This is a genomic window from Clostridium celatum (genome assembly GCF_021412605.1).
GTDB classification, from domain to species: domain Bacteria; phylum Bacillota; class Clostridia; order Clostridiales; family Clostridiaceae; genus Clostridium; species Clostridium celatum.
The window spans coordinates 1-23181 of sequence record NZ_JAJKGM010000038.1 but is presented as its reverse complement, the minus strand read 5'-3'; the positions used below and the strand labels follow the sequence as shown (position 1 = coordinate 23181).

The window sequence follows — 23181 nt, the reverse complement described above, 5'->3', positions numbered from 1 at the left end:
GGATAAGCTATGGCTAAAAATAAAGAAAAAAAAGTAAGAGAACCTTTTAACTTAAGAAAAGAAATGAAGCTTTTACCTGGATATTTAATACTAGCTCTTTGGGTTTTATTCACAGCATTAGTATTAGGATGGATTTTTGCAGCAAGTTTATCAACTTCACGTGAAATATTCAAAGGTGATGTATTAAAGTTTGCATCAGGTTTTCATTGGGAAAATTATGTTACTGCTTGGAAAACACAAAATGTTAGCGTTTTCTTTGCTAACTCATTATTATATGCTACTGTTTCATGTATAGGAATCATAGCTATTTCAGCACCAGCTGCATATGTTTTATCTCGTTATACATTCTTAGGTAATAAGACTATTAAAACTAGCTTTTTAGTAGGAATGAGTACACCAGTAATAATGATTATATTACCTTTATTTGCTTTAGCAACTAAAGTTCATTTAACAGGAAGTAGAACTTTACTTATAGTATTGTATATATGTTTAAATGTACCATTTACAACAACATTTTTATTAAACTTCTTTGGTACTTTAAGTAAGACTTATGAAGAAGCTGCAGCTATTGATGGTTGTAGTCCTATGAAAACTTTCTGGAAAATAATGCTTCCATTAGCTCAACCAGGGATAGTAACAGTAAGTATCTTTAACTTTTTAGCAGTTTGGAATGAATATTTTATTGCACTTATATTTGCAAATTCAGATAAAATGAAATCTGTTGGGGTTGGGTTATTCTCAATGGTTGCAGCACTTAAATCTGTTGGAGATTATGGAAGTCTTTTCGCTGCAGTTATTATAGTGTTCTTACCTACATTTATAATATACATTTTCTTATCAGAAAAGATAATCGCTGGTGTTACTGGTGGAGGAATAAAAGGATAAAGTATATAAATTAAATATAAGATTAGTAAGAGGTAGAGACATAAATGGCAAATTTTTAATTTGCCATTTGTTATTTTATTACGAAATAACAAATTAGATAAGTTTTTATATAAATGAGGTGAAAATAAATGAAGAATAAACCTAACATAATATTAATAATGACTGATCAAATGCGTGGAGATTGTATGGGCTTTGCAGGACATCCTGATATTAAAACACCATATTTAGATAGTCTAGCTTCAAAAGGAATATATTATCCAAATGCATACTCTTCATGCCCAACATGTGTACCAGCAAGATCAATATTACATACTGGTTTATCTCAAAGGCATACTGGAAGAGTAGGTTATGAAGATAGAGTTGATTGGAATTACGGATGCACTATGGCGGGGGAATTATCTAAAGCTGGATATTATACTCAAGCTGTAGGAAAAATGCATGTACATCCTTTACGTAATTATATTGGTTTTAATAATGTTCAATTACATGATGGATATTTACATGAATATAGATATCCAAATGTTGAATATAGCGAAAATCAATTAATTGCAGATGACTATTTTTATTGGTTAAAGGATACAAAGGGAATAAATGCAGATGTTATAAATACAGGATTAGATTGTAATGGATGGGTTGCTCGTCCGTGGATTTATGATGAAATGAGTCATCCAACAAATTGGGTTGTAACAGAAAGTATTGATTTTTTAAGAAGACGAGATCCTTGTAAACCATTCTTTTTAATGACTAGTTTTGTTAGACCACATGCACCATTTGATGCACCTAAATATTATTTTGATTTATACAAAAATAAAGATTTACGTGAGCCTGTTAAGGGTGATTGGAATGATGAAGAGTTAATAAAGAAAATTGGTTATAGATATAATGCAACAACAGGACCATTAGATAAAGAATTAGTAAAGGAAATGCAGATAGGATATTATGCTTGTATTACCCATATAGATCATCAGATTGGTAGGTTAATTCAAGCATTAGTTGAACATCAAGTTATGGATAATACTATAATTATATTTACTTCTGACCATGGAGAGATGCTTGGAGATCATAATTATATTCAAAAAGCAAGACCATATCAAGGAAGTATAAAAATACCTATGTTTATTTCAGGTAATGAAGAACTTTTAGGAAGAAAATATGGAGTAGATGAGAGCCTTGTAGAATTAAGGGATATTATGCCAACTTTTTTAGATATTGTAGGAGCAGATATTCCAAAACATTTAGATGGGAAAAGTATGTTAAAAGGAAATGATAGATATTACATTCATGGGGAACATTTATATGACTTTAAGCAAAAATCACATCAATTTATTGTAACTAAAGAAGATAAATATATATGGTTTTCGCAAACAGGAGAAGAACAATATTTTGATTTAATTAATGATCCCAATGAAGCACATAATTCTATAAATGATAAAAATAAACAAGAGCGTATTAGTGAGCTAAGAAATATACTTATTAAGGAATTAGAAAATTCAGAAGAGGGATACTCAGATGGGAAAAAATTGTTTGTTGGTTGCAAAACAAAGCCAAGTTTAAAAAATGCTATTTTAGCTAATTGTTAAAGTTATTATGCTAAATTCTCTCTTTTAAATAAATTAATAAATGAGAAGTGAGTTTATTATTTATACTCACTTCTCATTTATATATAGAAATAATAGAAGCATATTATACTTTAAGAAGTAAATTACTTAACAATAGATATAAAAAGTGTCAGCATTTTTAGATTTTATTAAAAATGCTGACACTTTTATGTGAGTAATGGCGCATCTAGAGGGACTCGAACCCCCGACGCCTGGATTTTAAGAACTACTGTTTATATTAGTTTAAGTTATGGTTAGTTCTGATTAATTCGTATTAATTCTAGTTGTTAGGGATAGATAAAGTTTATTTTAATTTATAAATATTTATATTAATTTTATTGTTATTACGTAAAAATGTCGTAAAAAAGTTCTAGTTTTATTTATGAAATATATAAGAAGTTTCTCATATTAGAAAAATAAATAACAATTCCTTGCGTTACATAAAATGGTAATTTAAAATTAATATATAAATAAATTAGAGGGGGATAATTAAAGTGGATAGAGAGGTAGATAAGAATACAATAGATGATATAGTTAATAGCGTATGGACAAAAATAAAAGATGATGTTGAGAAAAAAGAATATACTATGTCTAGTGAAAAAACACTAGTATTTAAATTTATGTGGGAATTAGCCAAAGATGTAAATAATAATGAATTACAGTTTGATTTTGAATATATTGCATATGATAAACTTGATGGAACAGATAAATATTTAGATTTACTATTTTGGACAGATGAAAAATATAAAATAGCGATTGAGTTTAAGTTTCCTAAAAAAACCGAAGAGGGAGGAAGTGATACAGCAATTGTGAGGAGAAATATTTATAAAGATATAAGTCGATTAAAATATTTAGTTGATAATAAAATAAATGAAATTAATATAGGATATTTTATATGTTTAACAAATCAAAGTACTTACTTTAATAAGGATGCAAAGCTTAAAAAATATAAAGATTTAGTAACTTATAATAATTATAAATATGAGAAATCTACAATTTTAAATTATGATGATATAAAGGAACTCCCAGATAAAGTAGAATTTAATTGGGATAATATAGATGAAAAAGGAAGTAATATTATTGAAGGAGGTAAATTTGCTTGGCTTAAACCTATAAAAATCATAAAATTAGAAGAGTAAAAATATTAATAATATTATAAAATAAATAAATTTAAAGAAAACATGTAAAATAGATATAAGTTATAAGATATTAATTGTTTATATTTTATATACAGGAAATTATAAACAAAGATTTATATAAGTATATTTTATGAGTGATAAATTTGAGAATATAAAGTTTAAATTTGTAACTATTGCAGGGAATAGTACTATTAGGGCAATTACATTAAAGTATTTAAGAAATAGAAAAGAACTAATAGATTTTTCTATATTAAGTAGTATGCAGAAAATATTAATTTTAAACGGATGTAAATTATACCTTTATAATTTACATCCGTTTAAAGATTTATTATTTTTATATAACTTAGAAGAGGAGATTAGTATATACTAAAAATTTCTATAAATTAAAATAGAATAATTAGATAGCAAGATATCGCTTAATGGGTAATAAAATTTTCTTAATTAAAGTATATATTAAAAAGTTATAATAGAGCTTTTTAAAGAGTTATTGTATTTGATATTCTTTCTTTATAGCACTTAGTAAGATGTGTATAAATATCGGCAGTAGTGCTAAGATGCTTATGACGCATTAAAAATTTTACCTCTATAAGAGGTTTACCAGATTCTATTAATCTAGTAGCAAAAGTGTGGCGGATAGCATGAAATTTTTTATGTGGAATACCTGCCTTTTTTAGTATAGTACTATATCTTTTACGCAAATTACGTGGGTCTGTAATTTTTCCTAAGGCTGTACAGAACACTAAATTATTATCTTGATACATATTACCAGCTTTAATTTTTTCAAGTTGCTGAGATTTCTGGTGTTTTTTCAAATCTGATATTAAAAATGATGGCATATCTAATAACTCATAGCTATTTTGCGTTTTAAGTGTAGTTTCAGTTAGATAAGATACTCCAGTTTCTAAATTAGTTTCACGTCTAACAGATTTATTTATATTTATGGTACAGTTATCAAAATCTATACAAGACCACTTAAGTGCAAGTAGCTCTCCTAATCTAAGTCCCGTTGAAAATGCAACACGATAAAGCACTTCATCTCGATTACCCTTAATAGCATTTAAAAATTTATTTTGCTCTTCAAGTGTAAATACTGATTTAGATTCATTAATAGAATCAAGTAGTACTTTTTCATCAAAAGATAACTTTGGAGGTATTAGACCTATTCCAAAATCTCTAGAGCATTTATTACTATTATATGCATGAGTAAGACAGGGCTTAATTAGTTTATTTATTGACTGTATTGTATGAATACTAACACCTATATTTTTAAGTGAAGTATAATATTCTTGTATACATCGCGTATCTATACTTATTAATTGTATATTTTTAATAAGTAATTTATTAATTTCTATAGAATTATGCTCTTTTAAGTTAAGAAAGGATTCTATATTAGCGATATAATTATTATATATACCAAGATATCTTTGTTTAGTACTATTTTTTAAGCCAGAATTAAAATGAACATCTTTAAGCCAATAATACATAAAGTTACCAAAAGTTTCTTTATTGTTAGGGCTTATATTTTGTTTATAAAGAGAAAAGAATTTATCTATTTTATTATTTAATTCAGTAGCACTATAAGCATAAAAATCTTTTCTAATTGGTTTGTTTGTTACAGGGTCATACCCTATAGTAACTTTTTTATAATAATAATCTTTGCCATTTATTTTTCTTTTTGGAGTTGCTTTTCTTGCCATAGATTCACCTTCTTTTAATTTATATTCTTATTACTTTTTATAAAGATTATCTAGTGAATCATTTATAAATTTATTTAAAATAATATGTTCAGGAACTCCATGTTTACCAGTTTCAATTAATGAGTCATTTATATTTTTATCAGTATATCTATAGTTATAGAAATCTTTAATAAATGAAAAACAATGATTTAAAAGATAGTTGTAATCCTCTTCTGATATATGAGGTATTTGTTTTCCTTTTAATTTTACATCTATTAAAGATGATTTCAAAAAATCACTGAAGGATTTTTTAGTATCACTAGAAGGTTTAGGTTCCTTATCTGGTTTTACAGAAGGAAATGATGTTATAAGTTCAAGTAAGTCTACATTAAATTCTTTAGATATTTTTTCTAAAGTTTCTTTGCTAGGTTCTCTATTATTTTTTTCATAATTAGAATAGGTAGAACGTTTTAGGTCTAACCTTTGTGCAAACTCTTCCTGAGTTAAATTATTATCCAATCTAATTTTTTTTAAATAATCTCCAATTTGTATTAATTCATTAATTCCCATGTAATTCTCCTTTCTGAATATATAATACATTATATGACACAATAATGAAGAAGTAAAGAGAAAAAAAGCTTGACTTATTCAAAAATGAAGCATAATATTTAAATATAGACTAAATAGATATAAAAATAATATTATTGGAGGTCATTTTATGAAAAATAAATTATTAACAAAGAAAGAACTTCAAGATTATTTAGGAATTGGACATAATACTACATTAAAGTTACTAAATAAACGTGAATTTAGTTTTAAGATTGGGAACAAGTGGTATTGTGATAAGGAATTGCTTGAACAATGGATGGATAATCAAATTTTATATAAAAAACGTCGATAATATATATATTATTAGCAATTTATTTTAGAAATTGTTTTAATAGGGTAAATACTATGGAATTTTTGGGGAAATTATAAAACAAACATATACATATCAATATTTAGAATAAATAAAATATTTCCCGATAACGTTTAAAAGGAGAGAATAGTTTAATGGTACATACAATAAAAATATTTTCAGATGTAGATGAAGATATTTTTAAATATCTTGAATATAAATTTAGTATTAAAAATTCTAAGTATTTTAATTTATCTCAATATGTTGCAAGAGATGGAGTAAAATTAGAAATTAGGCAGCTAAACAATAGAAAAAGTAAGAATAAGATATGGAGGATATATATTTTTATTGATGCAATCAAGATGTTAGATAGAGCTGATATCGTAGAAGCTGATAATGTAATAGTGTTAGAAAATATATATGATATATTAAGTGATATTTTACCTAATAATTTATCAGATAAATTAGATTTAAGATTACATAGATTTGATTATAGATGTGATAAGGTTATAGAAAGTAAAGAAAAAAGACGACTATTGGTCAAGCTGTATAATAAAAATGAAGATAGAAAGTCATATATGAATAAAATAGAGGTATTTAATAATTTAACTAAAGAAAGTAATAAAATTAGTAGTCTTCGTTATCAAAATAAAAGTAGAGCCTGTAATATATATGATAAAGAGGTAGAACGGGATGCAAAATGTGAAATTGTAATGGATTATGAGAAATCTATTATAAGATATGAATCGCAGATAAAAAGGCAACATATAAAATACCTAAAAAAAAGATATGGTATAGATGATAAGTTAGAAATATATTTTTCAAATGCAATGTATAACATATTTATGAACAAGGTAATTGTATCTACAGTAGGAATTGAAGATTATTATAATATTTATCACGCTAGAAAAATAATAAAAAACTCTTTGTTAAGAGAAAAAACAAAAAGTGAGCTTATAGAACTCTTAATAACAACATCATTAAAAGGAAAGTGTAGATTTAAAAGAGAAAAATGTAATAGATTAACTAAAAAATTAAAAGAACTAGGTATAAATCCTATATTAATACCTAAGAATGAAAATATTCCACATCTAGTTAATCCTATTAAGGATATATTAAAGAAAGATTAAGTTTAGTTTTAAGGGGGTAAATATGTTTAGATTACATATTCATGAGAATGATAATGAGATTAAAAAAATAGAACAGAAAGCTACTATTTTTAAAAGTGATAGTATAGATGGGGTTTTTATGGATTTTTCATATGAAATAAAAAGATTAAGACTATTGAACAATGGGGTATTATACATAATATACTTTGGAAGAGGAATATTAAAAGAAATAGATTATGATGAATTATGGTGGAGAGAAGATGAAGAAAATATAGAGGATATAGTATATGAAATATCAGATATTTATAGTTTAAATGAAGGTGAATTTGATGATTCAAATTTATTAACTGCTTCAGAAAAAAAATATATAATAAACAAAATAAATGAATCTGAAGAGATTAATGATAATTGGATTATGCATTTATTTATTGATAAAAAATTGGCTTTAATTGAAAATCGAGAATTTACGATAAGTTCTGATTTAAAGTATTTACCATTGAATGTTTTTGAGAAGTATGAAGGAATAATTAATAATGTTAAGCGTGAATATCAAATTAGTTTTTTTGATGATGAAGATATTCCATTTTAAGTTAAAAATAGAGCAAGATTTGTTAATCTGCTCTATTTTTAATTATTATTAATAATATATATTTATAAAGGAACATTAGGTGTATTTAATTGTTCGTATTCTTTTATTCTTCTATAAAAGCTATTAGGTTTTAATCCTAAAGAATTCATAAAATATTTAGTTTTAATTTTACCATTTTTCCAAAGGATATATAGGTTTTGAAACTCATGAGAGGTAAAATCAACTTTAATTTTAGGAGCTCCAAACTTTACATTTCTTTTTTGAGCTGCAATTATTCCAGAGCGTTGGCGTTCACGAATGAATAATCTCTCTTGTTCACTCACATAAGATAAAATCTCTAAAATTAAATTAGAAATAAAGTTTCCTAAGAGGTCTTTATTTTGTCGAGTATCTAATAGTGGCATATCTAAAACTACTATATCAACTCCTTTAGAAGTAATATCACGCCATTCTTCAAGAATTTCTTGATAGTTTCTTCCGAAACGGTCAAGCGATTTAACAAAAATTACATCTGATTTTCTGCATATCTGTTTTAGAAGTAAATAGTTTTCACGACTAAAATCTTTTCCTGATTTTGAATCAATAAAGATATCTCTTTCATTAATATCTAAATTATATGATTTTATACAATCTATTTGACGATTTACTGATTGTGAAGTGCTAGATACTCTAGCATAAAAAAATGATTTAGAATTATCCATTATTATAATCTCCTTTTCAAAATTTTAAGATTATATCATAATAATATTTCAAAATATCAAAAACAGTTTTGAAATAAAATATTTCATCAAAAGTACTTTTTGAAATAGAAAAATTAGCTTTATTTAATAGAATTATAAGTGTTTCAAAGATTATACTTTTTGAAATATATTTTTATTTAGTTAATGTTAATTATTTAATGTTATAAAAAAATAAATCTATTTTACTTAATTTTTATATTAGATTTCTAATGCAAGATATGAATTTACTCTTTTATTTATATTTAAAATATAAATTATAATTTTTATATTTAAAGCAACTAAAATTGGTTAAATTTTAAAAGAATTATCAATATATTATTGGTTAATATTATATAAATTTACAAAAATAACCGAAAAGCTTATAATAATATGTAGGTATTAAAGATAAAAGTGATTTAGAGAGAAAATAAATTAGAAATGGTAGGGAAGTATATGGACAATATTACAAAGCAAACAACTATTAATGTAAATGAAAAAGCAAATTTAATTTGGTCAATAGCTGATATAATAAGAGATTTATATAAGCCACATGAATATGGAAAAGTAATTCTTCCAATGACAGTAATAAAGAGATTTAATGATACACTTCTTCCAACTAAGGACAAGGTATTAGAAACTTATGAAAATGTAAAACAATTTGAAGTAAAAGATGTATTTTTAGAGACTGCATCAGGATATAGTTTTTACAATGTCAGTCCTTTTACATTTGAAAACTTGCTTGCAGACCCAGCAAATATTGAAGCTAATTTTAGAACTTTTCTTGCAGGATTTTCAGAAAATGTACAAGATGTACTAGAAAATTTTGATTTTGATAAAGAAATTACTAAGCTTGCAAACAATAATGCTTTATTTGCAGTTATTCAAGAATTCAATACTAAGAAAGCATATATGGGACCTGATGTCATAACTAGTCCTGATATGGGATATATTTTTGAAGAGTTAGTAAGAAGATTCTCAGAAAGCTACAATGAACAAGCAGGGGCTCACTTTACTGCAAGAGATATTATTTATCTTATGACAGATTTATTAATATGTGAGGAAAAGGATACTCTTATAGAAGATGGTGTTGTAAAGACTATATATGATATGACAATGGGAACTTCACAAATGTTGGCTTGTATGGAGGAAAGATTACTTCAGCTTGATTCAGAGGCTAATGTTAAATGCTTCGGACAAGAGATAAATCCGGAAACTTATGCAATAGCTAAGGCGGACATGATTATTAAAGGTGGAAAAGCTGATGATATGAAGCTTGGTAATACTTTAAGTGATGATAAGTTTAAAGATTTTACTTTTGATTATATAATTTCTAATCCACCCTTTGGAATTGATTGGAAGAAAGAGAAGTCTGCTGTTGAGAGAGAAAATGCTCTTGGTGATGGTGGAAGATTTGGAGTTGGACTTCCTAAGATTAGTGATGGACAAATGTTATTTACTCTAAATGGTATTAAGAAGTTAAAAGATACTGGAAGAATGGCAATTATTCATAATGGTTCACCACTATTTAGTGGAGATGCAGGTTCAGGTCCTAGCGAAATTAGAAGATATATTATTGAAAATGATTGGCTTGAAGCTATAGTTCAGCTTCCAACGGATTTATTTTATAATACGGGGATTTCTACGTATATCTGGATAATTTCTAAGAATAAGCATTTCCATAGAGAAGGTAAGGTTCAGCTTATAGATGCTTCTAAGATGTTTGAAAAGAGAAGAAAGTCTATAGGTAGTAAGAGAAATGAAATTACTGAAGAATGTAGAGAAATGATTGTACAAGCTTATGGTGATTTCTTAAATAAGGAATATATCTTAGGTGATAAGAGTGTTGAATCTAAGATATTTGAAAATATAGACTTTGGATATAACAAGATAGTTATAGAAAGTCCTACTTTAGATGAAGAGGGAAATATAGTTTATAAGAATAAAAAGAAGGTAGCAGATACATCTAAGAGAGATAGCGAAAATGTGCCTTTAGATGAAGATATAGATTCTTATTTTAAAAGAGAAGTATTACCTTATAACGAGAATGCATGGATAGATAAAAAGAAAACAAAGGTAGGATATGAAATACCTTTTACACGTTATTTCTATAAATATATAGCTCCTGAGAAAGCTGATAATATTAAGGCAGAAATTTTGGAGATTGAGGAAGAATTAAATGGAGCTTTAAAAGAGTTGTTTGAAGAGGTAGAAGTTTATGTGTAGAGGGATGAAAGAGAGTGGAATAGAGTGGATAGGTGAGATACCAGAACAATGGTCGGTTAGGAAATATAAAAGTATTTGTAATATATATGCTGGTGGAACTCCAGATACAAATAAACTAGAGTTCTGGAATGGAGATATACCGTGGTTGCCATCTGGAAAAATAAAAAATGATGATATATATGAAGCAGATAAATTTATTACCAATTTAGGATTAGAAAAAAGTTCAACTAAATTAATTAAAGAGAATACAACATTATTAGCTATGACAGGAGCAACATGTGGTAATGTTGGATTTTTAAGAATTAAGTCATGTGCAAATCAATCTGTGATGGCATTTGAAAATTTAAATAAGAGCTTTTTAGATAGATTTATTTACTATACATTATTATCACAAAGGGAAGCAATTCTTTTACAAAAGACTGGTGGAGCACAAAGTGGAATAAATGTAGAAGATGGGAAAAATTTATTTTTACCTAGTTGTTCTTATATAACTCAAGAGAAAATAGTAAATTATCTTGATAAAAAAGTATCTCAAGTTGATGATATTATTTCAAAACAAAAAATCCTTATTGAAAAATATAAATCTTATAAGCAAAGTCTTATTACAGAAACAGTAACAAAGGGATTAAATAATAATGTTCCTATGAAGGATAGTGGAATAGAGTGGATTGGAGAAATACCTAAAGAATGGAATATAGATAGAATAAAAACGTATTTTGATATAATTTTAGGAGCTACCCCAAAAAGTGATAATTATGAATATTGGAATGGTGATATTACATGGATTACACCTGCGGATTACAAAACAGAAGATATATATATAAGAACTTCTAAAAGAAATATATCAACTTCTGGACTAAATTCTTGCTCAACAAGAATAGTCCCAAAAGGTTCAATAATAGTATCTAGTAGAGCACCAATTGGTTTAGTTGGAATTTCAGATATAGATTTATGTACAAACCAAGGGTGTAAATCACTGGTAAATAAAAGCGGGATATATATATCTAATAAGTTTGTTTATTATTATATATCTGTAATGACAGAAGTTTTAAATATATATGGAAAAGGAACCACATTCTTAGAGCTATCATCTTTTGATTTGAATAATTTCAAAATAATAATTCCAACAATAGAACAACAAAAAGAAATAGTAAAATTCTTAGATAGTAAATGTACTGAAATTGATTCAACGATATCTAAAAAAGAAGAATTAATAGAAAAACTTGAAAGTTATAAAAAATCTTTAATATATGAATGTGTTACTGGCAAAAGGGAGGTGAACTAAATGGATTATAAGGAAAAGAGATTTGAGCAAGATATTGAAAGCTTTCTTTTAGAGCATGGTGACTATATTAAAGGGAGTATGGCTAGTTATAATGCTGAAAAAGCTATTGATATAGAAACTTTAATCACTTTTATTAAAATATCTCAGCCTAAACAATGGGAAAGATATATTAGAAACTATAAGGAAGATGCAGAAAATAAGCTTTATAAAAGATTAAATGAAGAGATTGAAAATAATGGTCTTATTCATGTTTTAAGAAGTGGTATTAATGATAGAGGAGTTAAGCTTAATATTGCTTATTTTAAGCCTGAAAGTTCTTTAAATCCTGATACAGTTAAATTATATAATGATAATATTTTAAGTTGTACTAGACAATTTGCTTACTCTACAGAAAACAATAATACAATTGATATGGTCTTATCTTTAAATGGTATTCCTATAGTTGCTTTAGAGCTTAAAAATCAAATTACTGGACAATCTGTTGAAAATGCTAAAACTCAATTTATGTATGATAGAAATCCTAAGGAATTAGTATTCCAATTTAATAAAAGAATACTGGTATACTTTGCAGTAGACCTTTATGAAGTTTGGATGACTACAAAGCTTGATGGTAAAAACACAATTTTCTTACCATTTAACCAAGGAAGTAATGGAGCTGGTAATGTTGGTGGAGCTGGTAATCCTGAAAATAAAGATGGATATGCAACATCATATCTTTGGGAAGAGGTATTAGTAAAAGATAAGATTATGGATATTATCCAAAGATATATACACTTAGAAGTTAAGGATAAGACAGTAATTAAAAATGGAAAAGGGAAGAAAGAAACTACAACGAGAATTATATTCCCAAGATATCATCAATTAGATGTTGTCACAAAACTAATAGAAGATGTAAGAGCAAATGGAAGTGGTGAAAATTATCTTATTCAACATAGTGCAGGTTCAGGAAAAAGTAATAGTATAGCTTGGCTTGCTTATAGGCTTTCAAGTATTCATCAAAGTGATAATACACCAATCTTTACATCAGTTATAGTTGTTGTAGATAGAACTGTTTTAGATAGACAACTTCAAGATACAATTTCAAGCTTTGACCATCAAGATGGATTAGTTGTAGCTATTGGAGAAGGTAAAACTTCAAAGGATTTAAGAGATGCTATAAATGATGGAAAGAAGATAATTATAACAACACTTCAAAAGTTTCCTGTTATATATGAAGAAATAGATGATAACAAAGGAAAGAGATTTGCAATTATAGTAGACGAAGCACATTCTTCACAAACAGGTAATTCTGCTAGAAAGCTAAAGTCAGCTTTAGCAGATACAGAAGAAGCTTTAAAGGAATATGCAGAAATCGAAGGAAAAGCAGAAGCTGAAATTGTAGATGATGAAGATAAATTAGTAAATGAGTTATTAAGTCATGGAAGACATAAAAATCTAAGCTTTTTTGCCTTTACAGCAACCCCAAAGCAAAAGACTTTAGAGATGTTTGGAAGAAAAAATGCAGAAGGAAATTATGAGCCTTATCATGTTTATTCTATGAGACAAGCTATTGAAGAAGGTTTTATCTTAGATGTATTAAAAAATTATATGACATATAAAAACTGCTATAAGATAGCTAGTAATACACCAGATAATCCAGATGTACCAACTTCAGCAGCAGTAAAGGCAGTAAGACGTTATGAATCACTACATCCACATAATTTATCGCAAAAAACAGCAATTATTATAGAGCATTTTAGAGAAATTACTTCTAAGAAAATTGGTGGAAGAGGTAAGGCTATGATAGTTACAGCATCAAGACTTCATGCTGTAAGATATTATCATGAATTTAAGAGATATATAGAAAGAAAAGGTTATAAGAACTTAGATGTATTAATAGCTTTTTCAGGTGTAGTTAAAGATGTAGATAGTATAGGAAATGAAATTGAGTATACAGAAGCAGGAATAAATAAAACAAAAGATGGTAGAAAAATTTCAGAAAAGCAATTAAAAGAAGAGTTCCATGGCGATGATTTTAATATGCTAATAGTTGCAGAAAAGTATCAAACAGGCTTTGATGAACCATTACTTCATTCTATGTTTGTAGATAAGAAATTAAGTGGAGTAAAAGCTGTACAAACATTATCAAGACTTAATAGAACTATGCCAGGAAAGAATGATACATTTGTATTAGATTTTGTAAATACAGCAGAAGAAATACAAGAAGCTTTTAGACCATATTATGAGGCAACTAAGCTAGATGAAGAGATAAATGTTAATTTAATATATGATACTAAGACTATAATCAGAAATTTTAAGTTGTTTAATGATAATGATATAGATAAGTTTATTAAGATAAACTATAAAAAAGGAAAACAAAATGCTACTGATTTAGGTAAGATGACAAGTTTATTTAAGCCAGTTATTGAAAGATATAATGAACTTAATGAAGATAGTAGATATGAATTTAAGAAGGCTATAAGAAACTTTAATAAATGGTATTCTTATATAATTCAAATAACTAGAATGTTTGATAAGGACCTTCATAAGGAATATAACTTCACTGCTTATTTAGAGAAGCTATTACCTAAGGTTAAGGGGAAGGATATAGATTTAGAAGGAAAGTTAAAGTTAGAGTTTTATAAGCTTGAACAAACTTTTAAAGGTGATATTTCATTAAATCCACAAAATACAGAAATTATATTACCTAATCCTAAAACAATAACTGGTGGAGCTAAGCCTACTGATGATGAATCTACTCTTGAGGAGATTATTTCTAAGATAAATGAAAAATATCAGGGGATTTTTACTGAAGGTGATAGAGTTATAGTTGAAACTATGTATAGGAAGTGTACTAAGGATAAGGCTTTAAAGAAATATGCTAAGAATAATGATGCAGAAATATTTGAACAAAGCATTTTCCAAGAAGAATTTAAGAGAATAGCTCAGACTTGTTATATGGAGAGTATGGGAGCTTTCTCTAAACTTTTTGAAAATAAGGACTTCTATAATCAAGTTATGGGACAAATAGGAAGTAGTGTTTATAGAGAGCTTAGAAATAGTGCGATTTAATTTTAGATATAAAAAATCAAGATTAATTAGTAAATCTAGGGGGTAAAAGTGAGAAAAGGTGAAATTATTACTAATATGCCTAGACGTAAAGATGGTAAAATAGATTGGCTATTAACTAAAGGAATGACTATACTTATAAAAAGTTATGAGTACGGGTTAAAAGAATTTAAAGTAATTAATGCATATAGGGATGGGTTATTAACATTTTTATCTATTGAATATGATGGTATATATGTTGGAGATGTAGACTGTAGTTTAATATTGAAGGGGAATATAGGTGTACTAATAGGTGAAATACCTAAAACAAGATATAAGAAATACTATAGGTATAATGAAAATTTAGGTTAATAAAGAGTTAGTATATAAGTATTTTTATCTTAAATAATAAGAGAATTGATTGAATAGACATGACTATATTAAAAATAGGAGGATAACAATGAGTGAGAACCTAATTTCGTATTGGAGAAATTGGTTAAATTCAGAGATTAATATACCAATTACTCCAGATGGATATATATTTAAATACAGCATTTTTCATCAAGGAAGTAATGATGGATGTTATGAGTGGGTATGTTGTACATCTAAAAAGAAATTATATTCGTTTATTAAATATTTTATATTACCATCAATTCAGTTATCTAGAACTATTGGTATCAAGGAAAGCACTGTATGGCTTGGGGTAGAAAACTATGATGATACTATAGCGTATTTAAATAATTCAAAATTTGATAATTATCAAGAGTATATTGAAACTTACAAAAGATGGTTTAGTGAAATTGACAAATTAGAGCAAGGCGATGCTTCTATTAGTGAATTAAGAAATATTATTACTAAAATTTGTCTAGAGATTGGTTATAGTGAATATATATTTGTTGAATTAGAGGTTTTTGAAAATATCAGTTCAGTAGGTAAAACGTTAGTTGAAGATTTTGAATCAGATAATGTTTTAGATATACTAGAACTTGAATTAAAAATGAGTAAAGAACAGATATTAGAATTATTTGATAACATTAATGATAATAAATTCATGTTAAATAAAGTTAGTAATATATTAGCTGATAGAATTATGTAAAGAGGTTTATGTTATGACAGATATAAAATTTGAAATAAAAGAAAATATAGTAGTATTATCTGAAACTACAAAGGGATGGTCTAAAGAATTAAATCGTATTAGTTGGAATGGAAAAGAAGCTAAGTATGATTTAAGAGATTGGGCTCCGGAGCATGAGAAGATGGGAAAAGGTATTACATTAACAAGAGATGAGTTAAGAGCTTTAAAAGAAGCTTTAAATAATATGGATATATAATTATTATATAGAAAATCCTCAGAGGTTATTCTGAGGATTTTCTATTATACTGATTTTAATTCTATTAATACAGTCATAAATTTGAACATTATACTTGGATAATACTCAAAGAAAATATCATCTTCAACATATATATCATTAATACTTTCATCAATTTGGTGAAAGTTAGATGTAAGTTCAAAAATTATATTATATAAAATCGTAGACTCTGTATATGTAAGATTAAGAGCATATTGATGTATATTTACAGTTTCGTTTAAATAAATCGGCATATTAGTCCTCCTTTAGATTTTATTAAACTAAGAAAACTTAATTCTAAATATTATATCAGAATATAGTAGCGTAAATTAAAAAATAGATAATAGTATTGTTTTTTTAGAAATTTTAAATTCTTCTGCTATAATACTAAGATTTAATAAACCAAATACTTAATGGTGGGTTAGGTCAGCGTTTTATAAAATTTATGATTTAGGAGGATTTAAAAATGGTAGTTAGAAGAGGAAGTATTTTAAACGTTGCATTAGGAGAAAGAATAGGTAGTGTTCAGTCTGGAATAAGACCAGTAGTAGTTGTTCAAAATGATGTAGGAAATAAATATAGTACTACTGTTATAGGTGTACCCTTAACAACTAAAAGAGCAAAGAGAGAATTACCTACACATAAAGTTTTAAGAAATTATAGTGAGTTAATAGATAATTCTATAGTATTAGCTGAACAGATTGTTACTTTCGATAAAATACAAATTATAAATTACATATGTAACGTTAGAGAAGAGGATTTAAGTGATATAAATAAGAAAATAGCTATTAGTTTAGCTTTGGGAAATTAATTAGAAGTATTGTATGCTATAGATTGTTTATCTATAGCATATTTTTGTATAAAGTTATATTTAAGTAAAATATTATGATTAATATTTTAGGAAGTATAAATAGTGAAAAAGTGGAAATCATTATAAAATGAAATACTAATTAGAGGAGTAAAGGTTATGAGTTATGAAGAATGTAATTATGTAGGAGCATTTGTAGATAATGTAAATAATACAAAAAATGAAACAAAGAAACTAAATATAGAAACCGACAATATTAACTATAAAGTTGATGAGAGGATAAATAAATTTAAGAAAAGATTTGAGAAGTTAGGAGAACAACTTCAAAGTGAAGCATTAATAGATTATATAAATAAAGATGAAGAATTAAATAAATTAGTATATAGGGTTTATAATATATTAAAAGGCATAGATTATAAAAATCAAAATTAATTTCATATGAATTAACAATAGCTCCTAAGCATAATATTTTATATATCACTTATTTAAGGGGAAAATTTTGAAGGAGTTATTAGAGTTTATTAAAGATTTTATGATATCTATTGGAAGAGAGATAAATGATAATGAAGGAAAAGGATTATTAAGTACATTTTTTATTTTAATAGGATTAATATTATTTATTAGCCCAGGGTGTATTTTAATGTTTTTTTGCAATGAAAAAGTATTAGTAAATAATTTTATATCAACAGATTTAGTAAATATATTGATTATAGATAGTATTATTTTTATGGTCTTATTTGTAATAGGATTGGCTAGGAACATAAAAGTACCAAAAGATATGCAAGGCAACATAGTATATAAAGATGATATTATAATAAGTATTATTAAAACAATAGCATCAATGACAATAATATCAATTGTTTTAATAGTGATATTTACTGTAGTTAACTTTGAAAATATTGATTATGTTCTCAAAGTAGGAATAATAACATTAATTATTACAATTATACTTTTAACTATTAAACACATATTGACATGGGTAAAGCTATTTTATAGATTCGTAACAGGAAAAGCTAATTATAAGAAAGCAAAAGAATATAATAAGAAGGCAAAAGAAGTATTAAATAATTTACCTGATGACGATGATGATGAAATATAATAAAATTATTAGTATATATAATGAGAGATAATGTTAGTAAGCTATAGGTAATTCTATAGCTTTTTTTGTGTTAAAAATATTAAAAAAGTTAAAAAAATGAAAAGGAATTTAGGTTAACTGCTATAATCTTATGCTATATAAAATTTAAGAATAAAGGAGAGAACATTATATGATAAATGTTACAGTTGATTTAGGAAATTATAGTATAAAATATGCAGGACAAAATATAGGTAGCTTTAGCTCTAGGATTAGTACACAGTTTAATCCAAATCCAGAAGCTTATGATAGAATCCAAATAGAGAATGAAACAACTTATATAGGAGTTGGGGAGTATGATAGGCAGTTTTCAAAGATTGATAAGAATTATTTACCATCATTACTGTTTGCTATAACTGAGGCAACCAATGAGAGTGATATAAACCTATGCTTATTATTACCATTGGTACAAATGAATAATAGTAGTAAATTTATAAATAGACTAAAAAATAGTAGTTTTAACTTTTTGGTAAATGGAGCTCCAAGAACAATAAATATTAATAAGGTAGTAGTTCTTGGTGAAGGATTTATTTCTCAGTATATGATAGAAAATAATAAAGAGGATATTCTTATCTGTGATATTGGTAGTAGAACTATTAATTATGTAACAATAGTAAATGGAAAGACAGAATATAACTATACAGAAAGATTAGGAGTATTAGATTTATATGCCAATATAAAGGATATTGAGAATTCAAAAGGTGAAGATTTTGTTGAGGAAGATATAGAAAGACTTATTAGAAATGGGAGAATAGTAGTTGATAGTAGAGTATATTTAGATTTTTTAAAGCTTATATTGAATAGAATACAAGCAAAAGTTAATATAAAAAATTATAAAGTATATTTTACTGGTGGAGGTTCTTTAATGTTAAAAGATTATATTGAAATAAATACTCCGGCTAAAGTTTTAGAAAATGCACAGTTCTCTAATGTACTTGGAGCACATAAAGTTGCTGAAATTGGTTGGAGAGGAGCTAATCAATAATATATGAGTAAAAGATTTTATATAACATTAAATTCTCAAAAAGATAAAGATAAGATTATATTGGACTATCTAAGTTCTACATATAATGAATCAGAAACAATAAAGAGTTTATTATATAAGGTTGCAACTGATGGGGGCAATACGATGCAATTAGATGATAGAATAAGTGATAGTATAACTATAAGAGAGGAGCAAAGTGTTGCAAATAGCACCGAAAAGGTAACAAAAGATGAAGAATTAAATAATAATAAAATTGTTATTGATGAGGATATTATGGGATTATTTAAATAATAAAGTTTTAATTAAATATTAAATAAAAAGCTAACTTCAAATTTGAGGTTAGCTTTTTATATTGATATTAAAAAATAAAGTGAATATATGAATTTAATATGTAATTTAGATGATATGGTTTTGATTAGGATGTTATAATATAGATATGAAAAAAAATACATAAAAGGTATAAAGTGAATAAGATATTTTTATGTAATAATATTCCAATTAATTTATTTAAAGGGTAGGTATTAATAATGAGTAAAACAGTGCAAGATAAACTTGAAAAAAAAATAGACGAATTAAAAAATTTTATTGCTAAATTTGATTCAGAAAGTGTATTGGGCATGATTGCTAACGATTTATGTTTGGTATATGATGGAAAAGATTTTTTTAATGATATTAAGTTATCGTCTCCATATAAGCAATATATGTACTTAGCTGGTTTAATAGTTTCTACTGATGAAAAAAAATGTATAGATTTAAAGCAAGAGGATTTTAATAAAGCTAAAAGTATGCTTGAAGATATATCTAACTTTTATGCATTATTATTCTTACCAAGTGAAGAGGAAATAAAAAATGATATGTTGACTAAAGAATGGATTGAAGCTAGAAAAGTTAGCATGCCAGTATTTTTAGATTATTTTAATACCACTATATTAAATTATGAAGAACAACAGGAAAAAAGAATAAGAAGATGGTTTGAATCATATAATGATTTCTTTAAGGGAGAATATAAATTTTCTGTAACAGAATTATTAGAAATATATAATTTTATTATCAATAATATAAGAGATACATTGGATAAGATTCATAAATATAGAGATAATATCGTAGAAAGTAGAGAAAAATGGTTGAAAAGCGTTGAAAATGGTATCAATATTAAAGAGGCTACTAGTTTAATAGATAAAAATAGTTTAGCAAAATCATATCATAATTTTATGGAAAATGTATGTAATATCAATAGAGTATCAATAAAGAAACTAAATGATAAATTTGGAGAAGAGGTTATAAGAAGTTTTTTAAATATATTTTCAATTACACGAAAAAATAGAGAATTTAAATATTATACAGAAGAAAATCCTTTTGAATTAGCTCCTTTACTTAGAAATGGAGATAAATACATTTTTTGTCCTGTATATAAACAATTATTAAATGCAATATTTAAATTTTTATATAGCGAGTTAGAGAAGGGTACTGAAAAAAATAAATTTTATAAAAAGAGAGATATGGAAGCTGAAAAAGAAGCAGAGGAGTTATTAAAAAATATTTTCGGAAATGAAGGAAAATATTTTTCGTCTGTATTTGAAACAAAAGATTCTCATAATGAGCATGACTTACTTGTATTATATAATGATATCTTGATTATAGGTGAAGTTAAAGCCGCAAAAGTAAAAGAACCATTTAGAAATCCTGATAAGGCATATACTAGAATAAAAAGGGATTTTAAGAGTGATAAAGGAATACAAAAAGCTTATAATCAAGGCTTAAATTTGAAACAATTAATTTTATCTCAAGAAAAAACAACTTTGTATAACAAACAAGGGAGTAAAATCATAGAGATAAATAGAGATGATTATAAAAAAATATATATATTTTGTATTACAGCAGAAAATTATAGTATATTAGCTACTCAATTAACGTTGTTATTAGAAAAGCCTAGAAACGAACCTTATCCATGGGTATGTAATTTATATGATTTAGATACTATATGTAATGCATTTAAATTTAAGTCGTGGGATAGTGATAAATTTTTGAAGTATATAGATGATAGAACTGAATTACATGAAAATTTATTTACTACGGATGAATTAGAGATTTGTGGTTATTATCTACAAGAGGGTAATTTCGATAAAATAAAAAATAAAATAGCGAATAAAAATGATATAATTCATCTTACTCCAGATATGGCAAATATTTTTGATGATATCTATTATAAGCAAAAGGGGTTAGATATGACACCACATGAATATAACATATCATTTAATAGTATAAAAGATATGTTAAAAAATATAGATGAAGGACATAAGGTACCTAATATAGATAATAAGAAAAAAAAGAAAAAGAAAAATAAAAATAGAATTATTAAAGCTAGCAAAAAAAACAATAGGAAAAAGAAATAAATTTAAGTTATACAAACATTAAATTTATAATTAGTTTTTTATTATTAAGCTTAATTATTGAGTTATGATGTCGTAAATTTTGACGTAAAAAAGGCTTCACATCTATGAAGCCTTTTTTTGGTGCACCCAGAGGGATTCGAACCCCCGACGCCTGGATTCGAAGTCCAGCACTCTATCCAACTGAGCTATAGATGCAAGGATATATATATTAAGTATAGTATTTAAAAATATAAATTACTATATATTATTATTAAATATTTTTTTTACATTTAAAATCTCAACTGTGTAGGTTTCATTAGGAGATCTTACTAAAACTTTTTCTCCAATTCGTCGCTTAAATATCGCCTTTCCTAGGGGGGATTCTATACTGATTTTATTGTTTAATGGATCTGCTTCTATAGTGGTAACAATTAAAAATTCATCACAAGTATTATCTTCTAGAAATTTTATTACAACTTCTTTATTTAATCCAACTTCATCAGCTTTTGAATCATCTTTTATCAATATAGCAGTTTTAATCATTCTTTCTAAAAATCTAATTCGACTTTCATTTTTTGCTCTTTCTCTTTTGGCTACTCTATATTCAAAATTTTCGCTTAAGTCACCATGTGATTTAGCTTCTTTTAAATCATCATTTATCTCTTTCCTAATTACAACCTTTCTGTGTTCAATTTCATTTTTAAGAATATTAATAGCTTCTTCTGTTAAATAGTTATTCATTAATAGACCTCCTAAATTATCTTATATGTATATTTAAGTTAAATTAATGGATTATATTCTTAAAATTTGAAGCTATATTCATGATACAAGAAAGAATATATATTAAATTAATATTTTTATTATTAAAAATAAGTGTTTATTTATTATATTAGTTTCTTTTAGAAAATAGTATAAATTATAGGATAAAGTAAAAAAATATGATTTAGTTAGTGAATTTTTATAGTGAGTATCTATAAAACTTAATATAAAAATACTATAAATATATGTAAAACAACATACCCGAAACCACGTGTATCAATAATAGAAAAAAGAAGAAAAATGTCTAAAAATATTAGAAAAATAATAATAAATTAATTTAATGATTAATATATAATAGGTATATTTTATAAGCTATGATAGAATAGTCATTGTCCTTGAGGGAAAACAGTAAACAACTCAAATGAGTTGAAAACTTGAAAAAAAGTTTTAAAAAAACTGTTGACAGACAAGAGACAAAGTGATAACATAAAGAAGTCGCTTGAGAGCGATTAACAAATGATCTTTGAAAATTGAACAGAATATAGTTGAAGTAAACCAGCAATTCTTTTGAGAGTCTTAAAATAAAGACTCAAAGTAATTTGAGCAAATGATTAAACTTTTTAGT

Annotated in this window: 24 protein-coding genes and 1 tRNA gene; 19 read left to right on the top strand and 6 right to left on the bottom strand. The window is 25.8% G+C overall.

Translation table 11 applies throughout. From position 1 onward, the window contains the following. The first annotated feature begins 9 nt into the window (after positions 1-9). The 4 genes from LPC13_RS13430 to LPC13_RS13415 all read left to right on the top strand — a co-directional run bounded on the left by LPC13_RS13430 (position 10) and on the right by LPC13_RS13415 (position 3992). A complete protein-coding gene (locus LPC13_RS13430; protein WP_195245555.1) occupies positions 10-885 on the top strand; it encodes a carbohydrate ABC transporter permease in 876 nt (291 codons plus the stop codon). Between the two features lie 128 nt (positions 886-1013). After that, a complete protein-coding gene (locus tag LPC13_RS13425; protein ID WP_005214657.1) occupies positions 1014-2465 on the top strand; it encodes an arylsulfatase in 1452 nt (483 codons plus the stop codon). 512 nt (positions 2466-2977) lie between these two features. Continuing rightward, positions 2978-3622 carry a hypothetical protein gene (locus LPC13_RS13420; RefSeq protein WP_234088890.1) on the top strand — a complete coding sequence of 215 codons (645 nt, stop codon included), beginning with the start codon at positions 2978-2980 and terminating at the stop codon, positions 3620-3622. 130 nt (positions 3623-3752) lie between these two features. After that, positions 3753-3992 carry a hypothetical protein gene (locus tag LPC13_RS13415; RefSeq protein WP_234088889.1) on the top strand — a complete coding sequence of 80 codons (240 nt, stop codon included), beginning with the start codon at positions 3753-3755 and terminating at the stop codon, positions 3990-3992. A 106-nt stretch (positions 3993-4098) separates the two neighbouring features. Here LPC13_RS13415 and LPC13_RS13410 read toward each other — a convergent pair whose 3' ends face one another. Both LPC13_RS13410 and LPC13_RS13405 read right to left on the bottom strand, forming a co-directional pair. Next, positions 4099-5319 (bottom strand): tyrosine-type recombinase/integrase, encoded by a 1221-nt coding sequence (locus tag LPC13_RS13410; RefSeq protein ID WP_234088888.1) that lies wholly within the window; start codon positions 5317-5319, stop codon positions 4099-4101. 30 nt (positions 5320-5349) lie between these two features. Continuing rightward, a complete protein-coding gene (locus LPC13_RS13405; RefSeq protein ID WP_234088887.1) occupies positions 5350-5868 on the bottom strand; it encodes a helix-turn-helix domain-containing protein in 519 nt (172 codons plus the stop codon). A gap of 148 nt (positions 5869-6016) precedes the next feature. Here LPC13_RS13405 and LPC13_RS13400 point away from each other — a divergent pair, with 148 nt between their 5' ends. The 3 genes from LPC13_RS13400 to LPC13_RS13390 all read left to right on the top strand — a co-directional run bounded on the left by LPC13_RS13400 (position 6017) and on the right by LPC13_RS13390 (position 7894). Then, complete coding sequence (locus LPC13_RS13400; RefSeq protein ID WP_195953628.1) at positions 6017-6199, top strand: helix-turn-helix domain-containing protein; 183 nt, start codon at positions 6017-6019, stop codon at positions 6197-6199. 152 nt (positions 6200-6351) lie between these two features. Next, positions 6352-7326 (top strand): hypothetical protein, encoded by a 975-nt coding sequence (locus LPC13_RS13395; protein ID WP_234088886.1) that lies wholly within the window; start codon positions 6352-6354, stop codon positions 7324-7326. 22 nt (positions 7327-7348) lie between these two features. Beyond that, positions 7349-7894, top strand: a complete 546-nt coding sequence (locus tag LPC13_RS13390; protein WP_234088885.1) for a hypothetical protein — start codon at positions 7349-7351, stop codon at positions 7892-7894. A 62-nt stretch (positions 7895-7956) separates the two neighbouring features. Here the strand turns inward: LPC13_RS13390 and LPC13_RS13385 are convergent, their stop codons facing one another. Next, positions 7957-8595 carry a recombinase family protein gene (locus LPC13_RS13385; protein ID WP_234088884.1) on the bottom strand — a complete coding sequence of 213 codons (639 nt, stop codon included), beginning with the start codon at positions 8593-8595 and terminating at the stop codon, positions 7957-7959. Positions 8596-9066: 471 nt separating this feature from the next. Between LPC13_RS13385 and LPC13_RS13380 the strand changes: the two genes are divergently transcribed. The 6 genes from LPC13_RS13380 (at position 9067) to LPC13_RS13355 (ending at position 16479) form a co-directional block, all read left to right on the top strand. After that, complete coding sequence (locus tag LPC13_RS13380) at positions 9067-10836, top strand: type I restriction-modification system subunit M (RefSeq protein WP_234088883.1); 1770 nt, start codon at positions 9067-9069, stop codon at positions 10834-10836. After that, complete coding sequence (locus LPC13_RS13375) at positions 10829-12121, top strand: restriction endonuclease subunit S (protein WP_234088882.1); 1293 nt, start codon at positions 10829-10831, stop codon at positions 12119-12121. The genes LPC13_RS13380 and LPC13_RS13375 overlap by 8 nt, the downstream gene beginning before the upstream one ends. After that, entirely contained in the window at positions 12122-15172 is a 3051-nt protein-coding gene (locus LPC13_RS13370; RefSeq protein ID WP_234088881.1) for a type I restriction endonuclease subunit R, read from the top strand. Positions 15173-15220: 48 nt separating this feature from the next. After that, positions 15221-15520: a hypothetical protein gene (locus LPC13_RS13365; protein ID WP_234088880.1), complete on the top strand. Its 300-nt coding sequence runs from the start codon at positions 15221-15223 to the stop codon at positions 15518-15520. 88 nt (positions 15521-15608) lie between these two features. Beyond that, positions 15609-16244, top strand: coding sequence for a hypothetical protein (locus LPC13_RS13360; protein ID WP_234088879.1), 636 nt, complete (start codon positions 15609-15611; stop codon positions 16242-16244). Positions 16245-16257: 13 nt separating this feature from the next. Further along, positions 16258-16479 (top strand): YdbC family protein, encoded by a 222-nt coding sequence (locus LPC13_RS13355; RefSeq protein ID WP_234088878.1) that lies wholly within the window; start codon positions 16258-16260, stop codon positions 16477-16479. Between the two features lie 44 nt (positions 16480-16523). On the opposite strand, the gene LPC13_RS13350 is transcribed toward LPC13_RS13355, so the two are convergent. Further along, complete coding sequence (locus LPC13_RS13350; protein ID WP_234088877.1) at positions 16524-16751, bottom strand: hypothetical protein; 228 nt, start codon at positions 16749-16751, stop codon at positions 16524-16526. A gap of 212 nt (positions 16752-16963) precedes the next feature. Between LPC13_RS13350 and LPC13_RS13345 the strand changes: the two genes are divergently transcribed. From LPC13_RS13345 to LPC13_RS13320, 6 genes are all read left to right on the top strand, one after another. Next, positions 16964-17308: a type II toxin-antitoxin system PemK/MazF family toxin gene (locus LPC13_RS13345; RefSeq protein ID WP_234088876.1), complete on the top strand. Its 345-nt coding sequence runs from the start codon at positions 16964-16966 to the stop codon at positions 17306-17308. Positions 17309-17464: 156 nt separating this feature from the next. Then, a complete protein-coding gene (locus LPC13_RS13340; protein ID WP_234088875.1) occupies positions 17465-17737 on the top strand; it encodes a hypothetical protein in 273 nt (90 codons plus the stop codon). A 67-nt stretch (positions 17738-17804) separates the two neighbouring features. After that, positions 17805-18404 (top strand): hypothetical protein, encoded by a 600-nt coding sequence (locus tag LPC13_RS13335; RefSeq protein WP_234088874.1) that lies wholly within the window; start codon positions 17805-17807, stop codon positions 18402-18404. A 169-nt stretch (positions 18405-18573) separates the two neighbouring features. Then, on the top strand, positions 18574-19425 hold the full coding sequence (locus tag LPC13_RS13330) for a ParM/StbA family protein (RefSeq protein WP_234088873.1): 852 nt from the start codon (positions 18574-18576) through the stop codon (positions 19423-19425). A 3-nt stretch (positions 19426-19428) separates the two neighbouring features. Next, positions 19429-19716: a hypothetical protein gene (locus LPC13_RS13325; RefSeq protein WP_234088872.1), complete on the top strand. Its 288-nt coding sequence runs from the start codon at positions 19429-19431 to the stop codon at positions 19714-19716. A 236-nt stretch (positions 19717-19952) separates the two neighbouring features. Next, complete coding sequence (locus tag LPC13_RS13320; protein ID WP_234088871.1) at positions 19953-21818, top strand: hypothetical protein; 1866 nt, start codon at positions 19953-19955, stop codon at positions 21816-21818. A 118-nt stretch (positions 21819-21936) separates the two neighbouring features. Here LPC13_RS13320 and LPC13_RS13315 read toward each other — a convergent pair. Beyond that, positions 21937-22013 (bottom strand) — tRNA-Arg (locus LPC13_RS13315). A 42-nt stretch (positions 22014-22055) separates the two neighbouring features. Continuing rightward, on the bottom strand, positions 22056-22538 hold the full coding sequence (gene greA / locus LPC13_RS13310; protein ID WP_005214659.1) for a transcription elongation factor GreA: 483 nt from the start codon (positions 22536-22538) through the stop codon (positions 22056-22058). Positions 22539-23181: the final 643 nt, after the last annotated feature.

Coding starts and splice junctions, on each gene's coding strand:
- LPC13_RS13430 (WP_195245555.1), top strand. CDS start 10: ATGGCTAAAAATAAAGAAAAAAAAGTAAGAGAACCTTTTAACTTAAGA.
- LPC13_RS13425 (WP_005214657.1), top strand. CDS start 1,014: ATGAAGAATAAACCTAACATAATATTAATAATGACTGATCAAATGCGT.
- LPC13_RS13415 (WP_234088889.1), top strand. CDS start 3,753: ATGAGTGATAAATTTGAGAATATAAAGTTTAAATTTGTAACTATTGCA.
- LPC13_RS13410 (WP_234088888.1), bottom strand. CDS start 5,319: ATGGCAAGAAAAGCAACTCCAAAAAGAAAAATAAATGGCAAAGATTAT.
- LPC13_RS13405 (WP_234088887.1), bottom strand. CDS start 5,868: ATGGGAATTAATGAATTAATACAAATTGGAGATTATTTAAAAAAAATT.
- LPC13_RS13400 (WP_195953628.1), top strand. CDS start 6,017: ATGAAAAATAAATTATTAACAAAGAAAGAACTTCAAGATTATTTAGGA.
- LPC13_RS13395 (WP_234088886.1), top strand. CDS start 6,352: ATGGTACATACAATAAAAATATTTTCAGATGTAGATGAAGATATTTTT.
- LPC13_RS13390 (WP_234088885.1), top strand. CDS start 7,349: ATGTTTAGATTACATATTCATGAGAATGATAATGAGATTAAAAAAATA.
- LPC13_RS13385 (WP_234088884.1), bottom strand. CDS start 8,595: ATGGATAATTCTAAATCATTTTTTTATGCTAGAGTATCTAGCACTTCA.
- LPC13_RS13380 (WP_234088883.1), top strand. CDS start 9,067: ATGGACAATATTACAAAGCAAACAACTATTAATGTAAATGAAAAAGCA.
- LPC13_RS13375 (WP_234088882.1), top strand. CDS start 10,829: ATGTGTAGAGGGATGAAAGAGAGTGGAATAGAGTGGATAGGTGAGATA.
- LPC13_RS13370 (WP_234088881.1), top strand. CDS start 12,122: ATGGATTATAAGGAAAAGAGATTTGAGCAAGATATTGAAAGCTTTCTT.
- LPC13_RS13360 (WP_234088879.1), top strand. CDS start 15,609: ATGAGTGAGAACCTAATTTCGTATTGGAGAAATTGGTTAAATTCAGAG.
- LPC13_RS13355 (WP_234088878.1), top strand. CDS start 16,258: ATGACAGATATAAAATTTGAAATAAAAGAAAATATAGTAGTATTATCT.
- LPC13_RS13350 (WP_234088877.1), bottom strand. CDS start 16,751: ATGCCGATTTATTTAAACGAAACTGTAAATATACATCAATATGCTCTT.
- LPC13_RS13345 (WP_234088876.1), top strand. CDS start 16,964: ATGGTAGTTAGAAGAGGAAGTATTTTAAACGTTGCATTAGGAGAAAGA.
- LPC13_RS13340 (WP_234088875.1), top strand. CDS start 17,465: ATGAGTTATGAAGAATGTAATTATGTAGGAGCATTTGTAGATAATGTA.
- LPC13_RS13330 (WP_234088873.1), top strand. CDS start 18,574: ATGATAAATGTTACAGTTGATTTAGGAAATTATAGTATAAAATATGCA.
- LPC13_RS13325 (WP_234088872.1), top strand. CDS start 19,429: ATGAGTAAAAGATTTTATATAACATTAAATTCTCAAAAAGATAAAGAT.
- LPC13_RS13320 (WP_234088871.1), top strand. CDS start 19,953: ATGAGTAAAACAGTGCAAGATAAACTTGAAAAAAAAATAGACGAATTA.
- greA (WP_005214659.1), bottom strand. CDS start 22,538: ATGAATAACTATTTAACAGAAGAAGCTATTAATATTCTTAAAAATGAA.